General features: G+C 43.0%; 14 protein-coding genes. 10 read left to right on the plus strand and 4 right to left on the minus strand.

Annotated features, from left to right (window positions below):
* Positions 1-55: 55 nt before the first annotated feature.
* Positions 56-1,825, minus strand: a complete 1,770-nt coding sequence (locus C900_RS13105; protein WP_157494015.1) for an adenosylcobalamin-dependent ribonucleoside-diphosphate reductase — start codon at positions 1,823-1,825, stop codon at positions 56-58.
* A gap of 141 nt (positions 1,826-1,966) precedes the next feature.
* On the opposite strand from C900_RS13105, the gene C900_RS13110 reads away from it, so the two are divergent.
* The 3 genes from C900_RS13110 to C900_RS13120 all read left to right on the plus strand — a co-directional run bounded on the left by C900_RS13110 (position 1,967) and on the right by C900_RS13120 (position 4,521).
* Positions 1,967-2,623, plus strand: coding sequence for a class I SAM-dependent methyltransferase (locus C900_RS13110; RefSeq protein WP_009580433.1), 657 nt, complete (start codon positions 1,967-1,969; stop codon positions 2,621-2,623).
* A 56-nt stretch (positions 2,624-2,679) separates the two neighbouring features.
* On the plus strand, positions 2,680-3,717 hold the full coding sequence (locus tag C900_RS13115) for a zinc-dependent alcohol dehydrogenase family protein (protein ID WP_009580434.1): 1,038 nt from the start codon (positions 2,680-2,682) through the stop codon (positions 3,715-3,717).
* Positions 3,718-4,104: 387 nt separating this feature from the next.
* Positions 4,105-4,521 carry a globin gene (locus C900_RS13120; protein ID WP_009580435.1) on the plus strand — a complete coding sequence of 139 codons (417 nt, stop codon included), beginning with the start codon at positions 4,105-4,107 and terminating at the stop codon, positions 4,519-4,521.
* Positions 4,522-4,685: 164 nt separating this feature from the next.
* On the opposite strand, the gene C900_RS13125 is transcribed toward C900_RS13120, so the two are convergent.
* Complete coding sequence (locus tag C900_RS13125) at positions 4,686-5,105, minus strand: hypothetical protein (RefSeq protein ID WP_040496743.1); 420 nt, start codon at positions 5,103-5,105, stop codon at positions 4,686-4,688.
* Between the two features lie 304 nt (positions 5,106-5,409).
* Entirely contained in the window at positions 5,410-5,877 is a 468-nt protein-coding gene (locus C900_RS13130; RefSeq protein ID WP_157494016.1) for a hypothetical protein, read from the minus strand.
* 185 nt (positions 5,878-6,062) lie between these two features.
* Here C900_RS13130 and C900_RS13135 point away from each other — a divergent pair, with 185 nt between their 5' ends.
* From C900_RS13135 to C900_RS13155, 5 genes are all read left to right on the plus strand, one after another.
* The gene (locus C900_RS13135; protein WP_009580437.1) at positions 6,063-6,875 is read left to right on the plus strand and encodes a helix-turn-helix domain-containing protein; all 813 of its coding nucleotides are present in this window, start codon (positions 6,063-6,065) and stop codon (positions 6,873-6,875) included.
* Positions 6,876-7,241: 366 nt separating this feature from the next.
* On the plus strand, positions 7,242-9,053 hold the full coding sequence (locus tag C900_RS13140; RefSeq protein ID WP_009580439.1) for a TOL_0244 family TonB-dependent receptor: 1,812 nt from the start codon (positions 7,242-7,244) through the stop codon (positions 9,051-9,053).
* The gene (locus C900_RS13145) at positions 9,041-9,634 is read left to right on the plus strand and encodes a TOL_0243 family YfiR-like periplasmic protein (protein ID WP_009580440.1); all 594 of its coding nucleotides are present in this window, start codon (positions 9,041-9,043) and stop codon (positions 9,632-9,634) included. The genes C900_RS13140 and C900_RS13145 overlap by 13 nt, the downstream gene beginning before the upstream one ends.
* Before the next feature lie 2 nt (positions 9,635-9,636).
* A complete protein-coding gene (locus C900_RS13150) occupies positions 9,637-11,802 on the plus strand; it encodes a sensor histidine kinase, YfiR-like protein-associated (protein WP_009580441.1) in 2,166 nt (721 codons plus the stop codon).
* An 18-nt stretch (positions 11,803-11,820) separates the two neighbouring features.
* A complete protein-coding gene (locus tag C900_RS13155; RefSeq protein WP_009580442.1) occupies positions 11,821-12,162 on the plus strand; it encodes a response regulator in 342 nt (113 codons plus the stop codon).
* Positions 12,163-12,183: 21 nt separating this feature from the next.
* On the opposite strand, the gene C900_RS13160 is transcribed toward C900_RS13155, so the two are convergent.
* Positions 12,184-12,663, minus strand: coding sequence for a MarR family winged helix-turn-helix transcriptional regulator (locus C900_RS13160; RefSeq protein ID WP_083867494.1), 480 nt, complete (start codon positions 12,661-12,663; stop codon positions 12,184-12,186).
* A gap of 95 nt (positions 12,664-12,758) precedes the next feature.
* On the opposite strand from C900_RS13160, the gene C900_RS13165 reads away from it, so the two are divergent.
* Both C900_RS13165 and C900_RS13175 read left to right on the plus strand, forming a co-directional pair.
* A complete protein-coding gene (locus C900_RS13165) occupies positions 12,759-13,016 on the plus strand; it encodes a hypothetical protein (protein WP_009580444.1) in 258 nt (85 codons plus the stop codon).
* 345 nt (positions 13,017-13,361) lie between these two features.
* Complete coding sequence (locus C900_RS13175) at positions 13,362-14,111, plus strand: bleomycin resistance protein (protein WP_009580445.1); 750 nt, start codon at positions 13,362-13,364, stop codon at positions 14,109-14,111.
* The last annotated feature ends 263 nt before the right edge of the window (positions 14,112-14,374 follow it).

Consider the following 14,374-nt stretch of genomic DNA (forward strand, 5'->3'; position numbering starts at 1 on the left):
CGATGATAAGTGTTATGGGCACCTTATGATTTTCGTCTTGGTCCAAGTAAGATATTTATTCGATGCACACCTTACATCCATTCACATCGCTAAGAATACCTTTTTGTATTACCTGGCTGTTCCGCGAATGATAGCGAAAGATCGTTATCCCTTTCAGCCCTTCCCGCCATGCCGTTTTGTAAATAAAATCCACATCTTCCCTGGTGGCTTCCTTTGGTAGATTGATAGTTTTTGAGACAGCATTATCTGTGTACTTTTGAAAAGCAGTCTGGTGCCTGAGGTGCCACAGAGGCGCTATTTCCAATGCTGTTTTGAAAATATTCTTCATCTTTTCCGGGATTGAAACAAGACCACTGAGGGTGCCGGTTTGTTGAATATGTTCAGTTACAACCGAGGGCTCGATTTGATGCCTTTGCATGTAGCGGATCAGGCTATTGTTGATCTCTTCCAGCGTTTCATCCTGCAGGATATGCTGTCGCTGATAGGCCAATGCGAAAAAAGGCTCAATGGATGAGGATGTATCAGCAATGATGGATATGGTGCCGGTTGGGGCAATGCTTGTGCGTGTCGCATTTCTGACAGGTGAATTGGGGTAGTATATACTTTTCTCCCAGTTTTGAAATACTCCACGCTCTTTGCATAGCCCCTTAGAGGCATTCCAGCTATTTTCTGCTATAAATTTCATCAGCCGTTCTGCCAGGTGTACCGCCTTATTAGACTCATACGGGATCTCCAACTTGCTTAGTGCCTCTGCCCAACCCATTACGCCCAGACCGATCTTCCGGTTTCCCAGAGCTATTTTTCTCATTTCCGGTGACAGGTAATTATTGATCTCAATAACATTGTCCAGGAAACGCACAGCAATATTTACTGTTTGCGCGAGCCCGTTCCAATCCAGCGTGGTCTGTCCCTGGTGGTCATCTACAAACCTGGATAGGTTAATTGATCCCAGATTACACGACTCATTGGACAGCAGCGGAACCTCTCCGCAGGGATTGGTAGCCTCAATTTTTCCAATATCCGGTGTGGGGTTAAAGGTATTGATAGTATCCAGGAAAATAAGTCCCGGGTCGCCGCTGGTCCATGCGCTTTCGGTAACCAGGTCCCACAATTGCCGTGCTTTGATCTTTTTTACCACCTGTTGTGTATTGGGGTGTATGAGCTTCCATGATGCATCCTGCTCCAAAGCCGCCATAAAGGCATCAGATATGCCGATGGAAATATTAAAATTTCTCAGGTTTCCCTCTTTTCTTTTGCAGGTTATGAATTCCTCGATATCCGGGTGGTCAATTCCTAAGATGCCCATATTGGCGCCTCTTCGTTTTCCACCCTGTTTAACGTATTCTGTTGTGGCATTGAATATTTTCATAAAGGAAACAGGGCCTGCCGCTGTGCCCTGTGTACGGTGGAGCCGGTCATTTTTTGGCCGGAGGTGGCTGAAGTTAAATCCTGTGCCTCCGGCATGTTGCTGGATCAATGCTGCCAGCCTGAGGGCGCTGAAGATATCCGCCAAATGATCATATACCGGCAGTACAAAGCAGGCGCTCAACTGACCGGACGGGGTACCGGCATTCATCAGCGTGGGAGAGTTGGGAAGAAAACGGAGATCCATCATTACATCAAGAAAGCGTCTTTCCCAGCAGGAAGCATCTTTATCTGTACCCCATTGCAATTCGGCCTGTGCTACAGCATGCGCTACACGCTGAAATAGTTGTTTCGGGGTTTCAATGAGGTTGCCATACTTATCCCTTCTCAGGTACCGGCTTTCCAATACTTTTATGGCGTTTTTAGCAAGTTTTACACTATGGGGTGTTTTTGTGGTCACAGCTACAAATCATTAGGTGCAAGCAAGTCGATATTCCTGATATTCCGTATGACAACTGTTGGAGCTCGCTATGATAGTTGTCATTTCAAATGATGAAGTTGTTAGCGTTCTTAATGCAGTGAACTAAAGCAACAAACAGATATGAAAAAGCAATTTTCTTTTGATGAGCATGTAGCCGAGTATGACGAATGGTATGACCGGTACCCCTGGGTATTCAGATCAGAGGTAGAGATATTGAGGGAGATGATCCCTACAGGTGAAAAGCTCAAAGGTATAGAAGTAGGAGTAGGCACCGGTCGGTTTTCAAAAGCTTTGGATATAAAGGAAGGTGTTGAGCCATCTGCAAATATGAGATCAGTAGCCCTGGAGAGAGGCCTGGAGACAATGGATGGTGTGGCAGAAAGTCTGCCGTATGCAGACCACAGGTTTGATTTTGTGCTGATGAACTTTTGTATCAGCTATTTTGAGAATCTACACATCCCTTTTAAGGAGGCCAATCGCGTTTTGAACAACAATGGAGCATTGGTGGTGGGTTTTATTGATAAGGAGAGCATTATAGGCAGCTATTATGAGGAGCATAAGCCTGAAAGTACCTTCTATAAAAACGCTAATTTTTTTACTGTTAAGAAAGTGTTACAGGAGTTAAAAAATGCCGGATTTAAGCACACAATTATACGTCAGACCTTATTTGGTTCACTGGATGAAATTAAAGAGCTTCAACCATCCAGGCGGGGATATGGCGAAGGCTCATTTGTAGTGGTAAGGGCTACACGAAAAAAACAGGTTGAAGAAGAGTAGTTAGGCATCTGGTCCGGGAATTCATTAAATTTATAATTCATTTGCCGGTATGCGAAATGAGAGCATGGCTCCTAAAAAATATCACTGATCTTACGAAGGATGAACACCCTCTTCATCTGGGAAATGTACCGGTCCCTGTTCCGTCTGACAATGAAATATTGGTCAAAGTATCGTGTTGTGGTGTATGTCATACTGAACTGGACGAAATAGAAGGCAGGACATCCCCTCCGGCCTTTCCTGTAATACCCGGACATCAGGTAGTAGGAATTGTGGAAGAGCAGGGTGCCACTGCCAGTAGGTTTAAACAAGGTGATCGTGTAGGAATTGCCTGGATTTATTCTGCCTGTGGTGAATGCGAATATTGCAAGGCGGGCTTGGAAAATCTTTGCCCTTGTTTCAAGGCTACCGGACGTGATAGCAATGGTGGATATGCCGAATTTATTGTGGTAAACGAACATTTTGCATATCACATTCCCGCTGATTTTTCCGATGAGGAAGCGGCACCATTGCTTTGTGCAGGCGCTATTGGTTACAGGTCACTAAAGCTGGCGAACCTAAATAACGGACAGACGCTTGGATTGACAGGCTTTGGAGCTTCGGGGCATCAGGTCTTAAAAATGGCTCGCTATCTATTCCCGGCCTCTGAAATTTTTGTTTTTGCCAGGAGCGAATACGAGCAGGATTTTGCCTTAGAGTTGGGAGCCGCCTGGGCCGGTGATATCTCGGATAAACCACCTCATAAACTCAATGCTATTATCGATACAACTCCTGTATGGAGCACAGTAGTTGCCTCATTATCCTGTATCAAACCGGGAGGCAGGTTGGTGATCAATGCTATTCGCAAGGAATCGACAGATCAAAAAGCACTCCTTGAGTTACATTACCAGGATCACCTGTGGATGGAAAAAGAGATCAAGTCGGTGGCTAATATTGTACGTAAGGATGTGGAGGAGTTCTTAAAGCTGGCAGCGATTATTCCTCTTCGTCCTGTTATTGAGCGCTATCCTTTTGAACGGGCCAATGAAGCTCTTGTTGATCTCAAACATAAACATGTGAGAGGTGGAAAGGTACTGGTTTTCAACAATCAGGGCTAAACCTCTTTTTCAAAGTGGTCAGTTCTGCACTTTAACCCTTCATGTCATGCTAATGGCCCGGATCCTAATAATCATTATAATATTAACAGTTGATAAGGCATGGAGCTTGACTCTGTAACAAACGTTACAAAAGTATTTAGTGGATTGGTATAATTTAGTGAATTGACGGTTGTCTGATTCAAACGGTCTTTTTGAAGCGATAGAGCCAGAAGTGTTTGAAAGGAAAATTAAATAATGGCTCAAGAAACCGTTCTCGCCAATTAGCGGGATGAAGTCCCAAAAAGCTGAGTCCATACAACTGTTACAACTGTCGGGGAGGGCATTTTTGGAACGATCGTAACGCAGACATTGGCGTTTTCTTAGAGACACTTAATTAACAATATAATAATGGAACAAACAATGGAGATTGGTAAGATTACGCTCGTTCAAAACAGCTATGGACGATGCTTGAGTAGTGGAAAGCTGCTGGAAACGTTTTATGAAAATTTTCTTTCCAGCAGCAGGGATGTGGCAGATAAGTTTAGAAATACCGATTTCGAACAACAACGCAAGCTGTTAAGGCACGGTATCAATTTAATGATCATGTATGCCGCAGGGAACATTGCCGGTCAGACAGGATTAAAACGCATCAAAGAGAGTCACAGCCGAGGCAGAATGAATATAGAGCCACGATTCTACGCCCTCTGGAAGGCAGCATTGATAAAAGCCATCGCTGAGCATGACAGAGATTTCAACGTGGAGATTAAAGCAGCCTGGAATGAGGTGTTGGACAAGGGTATAGTTTTAATTACGGAGGGGTATTGAATACAAATTTTGAGATCATGCTGTATTTTTTGGGAGTTAATGAAGCTTGTGAGGTCCCAAAAATCAGAGTCCCGTACAGTTGTTACAGTTGTATGGGATGAGCATTTTTGGGACTAACCTAATATAAGCATTGGCGTTTTCTTAGTGACACTGTCTAAGAAAGTTTAAGTTGTTTGCAGTATGGTTTGATTTGGGAATGGCAGCTTTGTTTCTTCAAAGTCTTGTGAAAGCCCATTAGAGCGATTAAAAAGTGTGGAGGTGCCGTTTCTCATGTAACTGAGTGAGGGGGCAAGAGTGTTTTCACAAATTAGCAACCATTTTAGAAAGAGTGAGGGGGGAATGATGCTTCCATAATTTATTTCACCAGTGAAGGCTGTATAACACTTAATATAAGGATCCTTAATATGCTCCCAGTTGATTATAAAAGAGAAATCATAATGATTAATAGTCTCAAGGGCAATACCGATAAAGGGTGTTTCTATTAAAATGTCATTCTTGTTAATTATAAAATTCCCTCGGAATTCATGATTCATATTTAGCGCTATTGAAAAATCACGCCCACTAGAGAAGGTAAAGGAGTTCATTGGTCGAGTTGGTTTTTAAAATGAGTAGAAAACTAGCTAATTATACGCACTCATTCTAATCTCATACGTGATAAATCCGGGAGTAGGTCGCAAAATAACTGTTTTCGGGGATGCATGACACTAGAAAATTTGCAAATTCTTGTACAAAGGTCAATTCCTTCTTGTAACAAACGCTAAGTGGCCTAAGAAAGCGTCAAAATTTAAAAGCCAAAAAAGCGGAGTCCCGTACAGATTTACAGATTAGGGGTGAGCGTTTTTGGGATAAGCGTAATATAGGCATTGACACTTTCTTAGACGCACTAATTCACCTCCCTAACATCTCCCCAGTCCTCAAATAATAATTCATTGCTTTTTCCCACCACTCCATCGATTTCCTGAAATCTTCGGCTAACTGCTGTTTCAGGTATTTCTCCTGTTCCTCAGCCAGAGCCGTATAAATGTAGGTCACTTCTACAGGTGTGATACCTTTGTTTTCCTGATGCACCCGTATAGAGATCTTGACGACCATCTCTTTTGGGGTGAGCCTTACAAATTCAATTATCCCCTGATCCGGCTCATAGCGACTTACCATCCAGAAGGTAGTCTCCCTTCCATGAATGGATGTGCTAAACACACAATTCGCTTCTGCAAAGCCCGATTTGGAGTAGATCATATCATAACTCCAGCCATCCAGCCAGTCTTTTTCCCTGTTAGGGCATAGCAGGGGAAATATCTGCTGCAGTGTGCCTTCGATTTGCTGTATGTAGTGCATTGTTCTTTGTCTGCTTTTCATAACATTTGGATCTTTTTGGCAATATTAGCCGGCTGACGTTACACTTTTGGTGTAAAAATCTATCAATCTGCCTATTACTCTTTCCATTCACAAGTCGTAAATCATAAATCATAAATTGAAATAACCAAATTTCTGTCCATACGTAAGAACAACAGTGCCACCAGTTCCACTACTTGCTGATACCGATGAGTCGCATCAACGTTATATTTCCTCATGAAGAAACTTCCTATTTAAAGACCGCCAGGCCTTCCTCGCACTTACAGCCGTATGTAGATCATTATAACGAAGTTTTTCTGGACGTTCCTACGGGAAAAGCCATTTGGCACACTTCAATACCTGTTTTGAATGCCTCCATATGTATTCACCTTGACGGACCTGGCTGGAGCTACGTTGATCCAAGCGACAGAGAAACAGTCCTGGACGGTTCAGGGCTTCTGGGCCATTCGTTAGACGTAAGAAAAAGCCGGCACCCTGGGGGCATGCGCAACTTTTTTGTTTCCCTCAAACCGGGTTTTATATCATTATTACTTAAAACACAGCACCGGGAGCTGGAAAATGCCACTGTCGACATCAATTACCTATTCAAAAATGTTTTTCTTGAAGATCAGTTGAGGGAGTGTGAAAGCTTTGAGGAAAGGGTGCGTTGGTTTGAGAGTTTCCTGACGCCATTTGTACTTGGCCGGGAATGCAACTACAAATTCCATATCGTACAGGAGGGGTTGGTCATGTTTCAACGGGAGACTTTTCAAAGGGGTGAGCATCTACATGTGATATGCAGGGAGTTGGCTGTCTCATATCCTACGCTCTATCGCTACTTTATGGAGGTCACTGGTTATTCACCAAAATTTTGTCAGAAGCTGCTCAGGTTCAGAAAGGGCCTTGAGAAGTATAAAGCAGAGGGTTATAACTTTACTCACTGGCAGTATGGCTTTGCAGACTTTTCACATTTTGTGAAAGTAACCAGGCAGCTCACGGGGATGGCTCCGGGAGAATTTTAAACAATCCACAGTATAATACTCCGAATGAATCAGTCGCCTGTCGAGCATAGAACAGGCTAAACATAATAGTGACATTAAGCGTTATAAAGACCTGATTTTTCTGATATGTTGCCGTAGTAACATGATGTACGGTTGAATGACAGAAGTTAAGCGTAACCGATTTTGAAAATTTGGTTTAGACCTGACAATTTAATAGTTTGAAATTTTCTATTGGAGACCAATACCATCTATAATATGAAATGTCATTCAATCTGTTACGCCTTTTATGGCTGTTGCCACGGGCAATTCAGTTTGTTCAGACACGTTGCTGCGCTGGCGGTCCCCCTCTTGTGGTTCATCGGTAATCCCCTCATAGCACAACATAATGTGAGTGACTTAAAAAAGCTCAGCCTGGAAGAGTTGATGAATGTGGAGGTAACCCTCGTCTCCGGCCGGCCTAAAAAGCTACACGAAACGGCTTCTGCAATACAGGTTATTCCTAATGAATTTATCAGGCGTTCTGCTGCTGCCCGCCTTCCGGAGGCGCTGCGGTTGGCTCCCAATTTACAGGTAGCTCAAAGCAGCTCTCATGGGTGGGCAATTACCGCACGCGGGTTTAATGGAGCTCCGCTAAGTAGTAATAGCATGGCCAATAAGCTTCTTGTTATGCTTGATGGAAGAACCATCTATACGCCACTGTTTGCCGGGGTATTTTGGGACATACAGAATGTAGTCCTGGAGGATGTGGACAAAATAGAGGTGATAAGCGGCCCCGGAGGTACCTTATGGGGCGCAAACGCGGTAAATGGTGTTATAAACATAGTCAGGAAAAGTGCGACTGATACACAAGGTTTTTATGTATCAGGCTCGGCAGGAACATTGCTCAATCATCAGATCGATGTCAGATACGGGGGTAAGCTAGGTGAAAAAATGCATTACAGGGTATATGGACAGCGAATGGACTACAATCATACCTATAACAACGATGATGAAGACGCAACCGACAGTTGGAGAATGAACCAGGCGGGTTTTAGAGTAGACTATGAGCCGTCCGCGAAAAATACTGTCACTCTTCAGGGCGACTTTTATAAAGGCAGTGAAAATGGCCCCGATAGCTCCTACCTGGATGGACAAAACCTTATGATAGACTGGAAACACACTATAAGCGAACGGTCTGACTTTGATTTGCAGGTTTATTTTGACCGAACATGGAGAGACCAGCCTCTAACTACCTTTAACCAGCAACTCACCACTTATGATATTGACTTTAGTCATTTTTTTTCCTTTGGAGATAGACACAGGATCGTATGGGGGGTGGGGTATCGTCATATGCGAGATAGGATCAATAATGCGGCACCACTTCTTGAATTTGATCCTGCAGATCTGAATTTTAGTTTCTTTAACGTTTTTGCTCGTGATGAGGTGGGTATTATCCCCAACAAGGTGAAACTAATATTTGGAGCGAAGCTATCTGACAACTATTACTCCGGTCTGGGATTTCAGCCCAGTGGCAGGATATCCTGGATGCCTGACAGCGACCACACTGTTTGGGCAGCGGTATCGCATGCGCTGCGGTCTCCTGGCAGGTTTGATGCCGATATGGTCGTCCCTTTCGATGGCAAAAATAACTTCGATTGGGAGAAGGTTACTGCCTTTGAGGCGGGACATCGTATGCTGGTATCTAAGCATGTGAATTTTTCATTGGCAGCATTTTATAATAAGTACAAAGATCTGCGGAGTATTGACCTTGTTAATACCACGATTACCATTGAGAACAATCAAAAAGCAAGCTCATGGGGAGCAGAGCTTTCCTTCGACTCTCAGATCAGCAAATGGTGGAGGCTGAGGGGAGGTTATACCTATCTCAATATTTCTATTGACAAAACCGCACCTACAGTCTTCGATGGAAGCGATACCTTTGAGTCATTAGATGCTGATCATCATTTTATGATACAATCCATGATGGATCTGCCTGCAAACTTTTTTGTAGATGTTGTGGGGAGATATACAAGTGAATTGGAGGCAAGCCCCTCGCTGGCAACACCCGAATACTTCACTATTGATGCCAGGATAGCCTGGAAATATCAGCAATTGGAATTTTCTGTTTCAGGACGAAATCTTCTGGATCAGAAACTCGAAGAGTTTGGAAGATCTCAAATACCCAGAAACATATATGGCACAGTTACATGGCGAATGTAAAAAGGACCATACCGGGATATTATTTTTTCAGGCAGCGGATTTTGATCAGCCTGAGTACATTTTGTGTTTTTTTAATAACTGCATACAAGCCTGTTCCACAGAGTACAGAGGTGCCGGAATATCGCGTCAAAGCTGTTTTCCTTTATAATTTCACACAGTTTGTAAAATGGCCCCAGCAGGTTTTTCGAAACGAGAATACTGCGTTTCGAATTGGTGTTTTGGGCCACGATCCTTTTGGCGATATTCTTGACGAAGTAGTAAAAGGGGAGGTTATACACGGTCATCCATTGGAGGTAGTAAGGTATTCCAGACTTGAGGAAGTTGACTGTCATATCCTATACATTAGTGAAAACAATCGAGACCGGTTAAAGCACATATTAAGCAAACTTAAAGATAAAAATGTATTAACTGTCAGTGATATAGGAGGTTTTGCAAAGGCAGGAGGAATGATTGAATTCGTAGAGAGGGATAAGAAGATCCAATTAAGGATCAACCAGGTTCCATTTAAAAATGCGCAGTTGGAAATCAGCGCTAAATTGCTTCGATTGGCAGAGGTGGTGTCCATTGACAAGAGTCTATGACAATGACAAAAGGCAAACAACCCATACAAGCAAAGATCACCAGGGCTATTCTGTTAACCAGTACAATTGTGCTACTGGTAACTGGTTCAGCATATTTTGCCTATGAATTTTTCACTTTCAGAGAAACCGCGGTCGACAGGATGGCTGTTTTGGGTGAAGTTATCGCTTATAACAGTACAGCGGCCCTTGCGTTTGATAGTAAAGAAGAAGCTTATGACCTTTTGCTGGCCCTCAGAGGACAGGAGCACATAGTTGCGGCTGCATTATATGATGAGCACGGAGAGCTATTTTCCAAGTACCCGAAAGAGTTTCAAAACGAACTTTTGCCCGGAAGGGTAGTAAGAGATGGTTATTACTTTGATAATTTCTATTTGCATGGATTTATTCCCGTAATATTAGGGGAGCATCGTATAGGCACCTTTTATATGATGTACAATCTGAAAGTATTGAGCAGGCAGTTCCTCGTTTTTGGGGCTATTGTGCTCTCGGTGTTCATTCTTTCACTCCTATTGGCATGGCTGCTTTCTTCCAAGCTTCAGGAGCGCATATCACAGCCTATAATAGATCTTGCCAATATTGCGCATGGAATATCAGAAAATAAAGATTATTCGGTTAGGGTGGTTAAACAAAGTGAAGATGAAATAGGCGTGCTTACCGATGCATTCAACCATATGCTTACGCAGATCCAGGAGCAGAGCGTGGCCCTGCAAAAAAGTGAAAAACGATTTCGTACCATTGCCGATAATATTGCTCAACTGGCATGGATGACAGATGAAACCGGTGCTATTACGTGGTATAATCAGCGATGGTATGACTATACAGGCGCCTCTTTTAAGGATGTAGGCGGGTGGGGATGGAAAAAGTTGCACCATCCCCACCACGTTGATCGTGTAGTAGAGAAATTCAGCATTGCGATTAAAAGCGGAGATATATGGGAGGATACCTTCCCGCTCAGAGGTATAGATGGTAATTACAGGTGGTTTCTTTCCCGTGCCATTCCTATTCGCAACGAAAGTGGAGAGATCTTGCATTGGTTTGGAACAAATACGGATGTCAGCGAACTGATGGAGGTGGAAGAGGCGCTGCGGCTCAGTGAAGAATTTAGCCGTACATTATTTGAGAGCAGTCCTGATTGTGTGATAGCGCTGGATATTGAGGGTGAGATCTTATCTATGAACCCTCAGGGACTAAAGATGTTGGATATTAATGATTTTGACCAGTATCATGGCAGGCATGTACGCTTCTTATGGCACGAAGAATATAGCGACATGGTATTGGATACCATTGGAAAGGCTCAAAATGGCAGGATAGCACATTTTCAGTGTAGCTCGGACACCGGCCGCATCGGTGTCAGGTGGTGGGATGTACTCATTGCACCTATTTATGGAACAGAGGAGCATGTGGAGAGGCTGATCGCTGTTTCGCGTGATATTACAAAGCTGAAAGAACTGGAACAGCAAAAAGATGATTTTATAGGCATAGCAAGCCATGAATTAAAAACGCCCGTTACCAGTATCAAAGCATATGCTGAGCTATTACAGAACCGCTTAAAAAATAGCGATGACGAGCTTGCAGAAGAGATGCTGGTGAAAATGGATGCTCAGATCAACAGGCTCAACAATCTTATTACTGACTTGCTGGATGTTACCCGTATTGAGCAGGGTAAGCTGCAGTTCAGAGAAGAATACTTTGATTTCAATGAGTTGGTAAGGGATGTCACAGAATTGGTGCAGCGTACAAGCAGGAGGCACCGGATAGAGACCGATCTGGACGAAACAAGACTGATACTGGGTGACAGAGACAGACTGGGACAAGTAATCACCAACTACCTGACAAATGCCATCAAGTATTCACCCAGGGCAGACAGTATCATCGTTAGAACAGAGGTGCGGGGCAGTGAATTGATTTTTTCTGTAAAGGATTTTGGATTGGGACTCGCGCCAGAAGATATTCCTCGGGTGTTCGAACGGTTTTTCAGGGTAGGGGACCCCGGTCATGAGACCTATCCAGGCTTAGGTTTGGGGCTATATATCTCGGCAGGGATCATTCATCGTCAAAATGGAAAGACCTGGGTAGCAAGTGAAAAAGGCAAAGGCTCAACTTTTTATTTTTCCTTACCGCTTGAAACCCATGTAAGCTCACGTAATACTAAAAGTATCTTAGAATGAATAAAGTCAGAAAAAATATTGGTCGCTGATGATGATCCCGGTATTCTGGATGTAATGAAAATTATGCTTGAAGACGTTGGAGGATATGAGGTGGAGACCACTACAGATGGCGAATCAGTTTTGGAGATACAGCATGACTATCCCGACCTGATCCTTCTTGACTTGTGGATGTCGGGGATCAACGGCAGCGAGGTTTGTAAGACCTTAAAAAATAATGAGGAGACCAAAGCTATTCCTGTGATCATTTTCTCTGCCAATCGTGATGTTGGCATCATTTCAAAATCAGTTGCCGCTGATGATTATATAGCCAAACCCTTTCAAATGAGCGACCTGCTTGCAAAAGTAGCCAGGTTGATCTAACGATAAAGTGATCCGGGTAGCCTATTTCTTATTATTAGAGCCTAATTCCTGTACCAGCTCCTTGATCAAAACCGTTGTTTTTTCCATATAGCTGCAGATCGTGTCTAGCTCCTCAGGGCTAAATTGATCGTAAAGCACTGTCATTTGGTCAATTAATCTACCAAATACCGGCCCGAATACCTTTTGAGCTTTCTGTTGATCGGGTACTATCACCACTTTTCTTCTGTCATCCGGGTCTCTGTCCCTTTTTACAAAACCTGTTTTTTCAAGCCGGTCGATCACCCCGGTAATGGCCCCGGTAGTAAGGCCCGTATGCTCAGCCAGCTCTCCGGCAGTCATGGCACCTTGCTGTAGCAATATACTGAGATACTTATGGTCTGCCCCTGCCAGCCCGGCGTTATGGGCTACGAATTCGTGAAAAAGAATCGTAGAATCGGAAAACTGGCGTCCCGCCATATTAAGTTGTTCTCGCAAACTTTCTCCTGCTCTTTTCTTGCTCATTGATCAGTTATTTTTATCTTTGTTGCTAAGATAATTATTTGCTAAGCTAAAATAATTAATCACAAAAATAACTATTTCAAAAACTCACAACAACTATGGCACCAAAAGATTTAGTAGATGAAATGATCATATATGACCAAATTTTGGTTTTTAGGACCAACCTCAATAGCATTCGAAAGGCGCGACTGGCATGCAGGGAGCTGGAGAGAATTGAGGGAGTGCTACAGGTAAATGTCGATCTTAAAGACCATGAAAATGTATTGCGGGTAGAATGTAAGCGTAATATCCAACCTGCAGAAATAGAAAATAGCGTGCTCAGAATAGGCTTCTATTGCTCGGAATTGGAGGGGTAGCCGTGTTCTGAGTTCTTACTTTTTCTTCAGGTATCTGCGGTAGGAAAATAACTTACCTGTTTAACCAACCAACGACTGGTTATTATCGTTATCTGATGCTGAAAGCAACAATATTATTTAACGCTTGTAAGAAAACTCTAAGTGGCTTTAAGAAAACGTTAAGGTCAAGCTTGCCTTCGCATAACCGCATGAGCAGAGTAAGGGCTTGCGCTTTCGCACCGCTAAGGCACACCGGTGTGAAGTCCCAAAGACGGGAGTCCCATACAAGAACATTTTTTTGGGCAAGCATAATCCAGACATAGACGTTTTTTAGAGACATTATTAAGAATAGTCCCCCGGATAACTATGGCAAAGAATGAAATAAGAGAATTTGCAATACCTATGCTTCCCAGTAATTCTATAAAGGATACCACTGAGTTTTACAGGGCTTTGGGTTGTACCATCACTTATCAGCAAAAAGCCCCAAATAATTATATTGGGCTCAAAATAAAGGGTATTGAAGTCCATTTTTTTGGGTTGAAGCTCAAACCGGAGTCAAATTTTAGTTCATGCTATCTCAGAGTTGATGATATCGAAACATTTTACACCAACTGCAGGTCAGGACTGAAAAAACAATATGGTAAAATTCCTCTTAAAGGCATTCCAAGGATAAATCCTTTAAAGGATATTCCTGCGTATGGTGTACGTCAATTTGTAATTGTTGATCCTTCAGGAAATTATATCAGAATAGGACAACCTATTGTAAAAGAAAACAGCGTGCTATTCGAGGAAAATGACGTAAAACCAAAGGAAAGTACCGCCCTGGAGAAAGCATTCGAGTTAGCCTGCAGACTGGCAAACGGCAAAGATGATCTGACAGCAGCGGCTAACCTAATAGACAGAATATTGACGACTGACAATGGCACAGAAAAGAGAATGCTTTTCAGGTTAATAGCATTACGGCTGGACATTGCCTACCGTGATGGAAATATGAATAAAATACAGGAGTTATTAAAACGAGGAAACTCCCTATTGACGCAAATAAAAGATACATCGACCATTGCAGCGGATGTACAACTATTTAACACATTGTCATCAGAGTTAAAACAAATATAAGTGTTAACCCAGGTTAATTCGGATTGTGTTTTCAGGCAGTCAGAGAGTTACCGTTGCAAGCCGCTTTGAGAAGTACCAACAAAACCCGCTTCAGGCACTTCCGAAGCGGGTTTTGCCGTTTTTCCTGCTAGTGTTGAGTCAAGTGTACTGTGCCATATAAGTTGCAGTTATTTTTGTCCAGGCAACACAAACAATATAAGCATAGCCGAAGCTACGTAGTTGTAAGAAAACTTCTAAGTGGCTTTAAGAAAAGGTCAAGGTCA

The sequence above is a fragment of the Fulvivirga imtechensis AK7 genome (genome assembly GCF_000331535.1).
GTDB classification, from domain to species: domain Bacteria; phylum Bacteroidota; class Bacteroidia; order Cytophagales; family Cyclobacteriaceae; genus Fulvivirga; species Fulvivirga imtechensis.

Bases quoted from the DNA above. Each gene is read 5' to 3' on its own strand.
- C900_RS13120 (WP_009580435.1), top strand. From the start codon at position 4,105: ATGGAACAAACAATGGAGATTGGTAAGATTACGCTCGTTCAAAACAGC.
- C900_RS13135 (WP_009580437.1), top strand. From the start codon at position 6,063: ATGAGTCGCATCAACGTTATATTTCCTCATGAAGAAACTTCCTATTTA.
- C900_RS13165 (WP_009580444.1), top strand. From the start codon at position 12,759: ATGGCACCAAAAGATTTAGTAGATGAAATGATCATATATGACCAAATT.
- C900_RS13110 (WP_009580433.1), top strand. From the start codon at position 1,967: ATGAAAAAGCAATTTTCTTTTGATGAGCATGTAGCCGAGTATGACGAA.
- C900_RS13150 (WP_009580441.1), top strand. From the start codon at position 9,637: ATGACAAAAGGCAAACAACCCATACAAGCAAAGATCACCAGGGCTATT.
- C900_RS13115 (WP_009580434.1), top strand. From the start codon at position 2,680: ATGAGAGCATGGCTCCTAAAAAATATCACTGATCTTACGAAGGATGAA.
- C900_RS13130 (WP_157494016.1), bottom strand. From the start codon at position 5,877: ATGAAAAGCAGACAAAGAACAATGCACTACATACAGCAAATCGAAGGC.
- C900_RS13125 (WP_040496743.1), bottom strand. From the start codon at position 5,105: ATGAACTCCTTTACCTTCTCTAGTGGGCGTGATTTTTCAATAGCGCTA.
- C900_RS13145 (WP_009580440.1), top strand. From the start codon at position 9,041: ATGGCGAATGTAAAAAGGACCATACCGGGATATTATTTTTTCAGGCAG.
- C900_RS13160 (WP_083867494.1), bottom strand. From the start codon at position 12,663: ATGAGCAAGAAAAGAGCAGGAGAAAGTTTGCGAGAACAACTTAATATG.
- C900_RS13175 (WP_009580445.1), top strand. From the start codon at position 13,362: ATGGCAAAGAATGAAATAAGAGAATTTGCAATACCTATGCTTCCCAGT.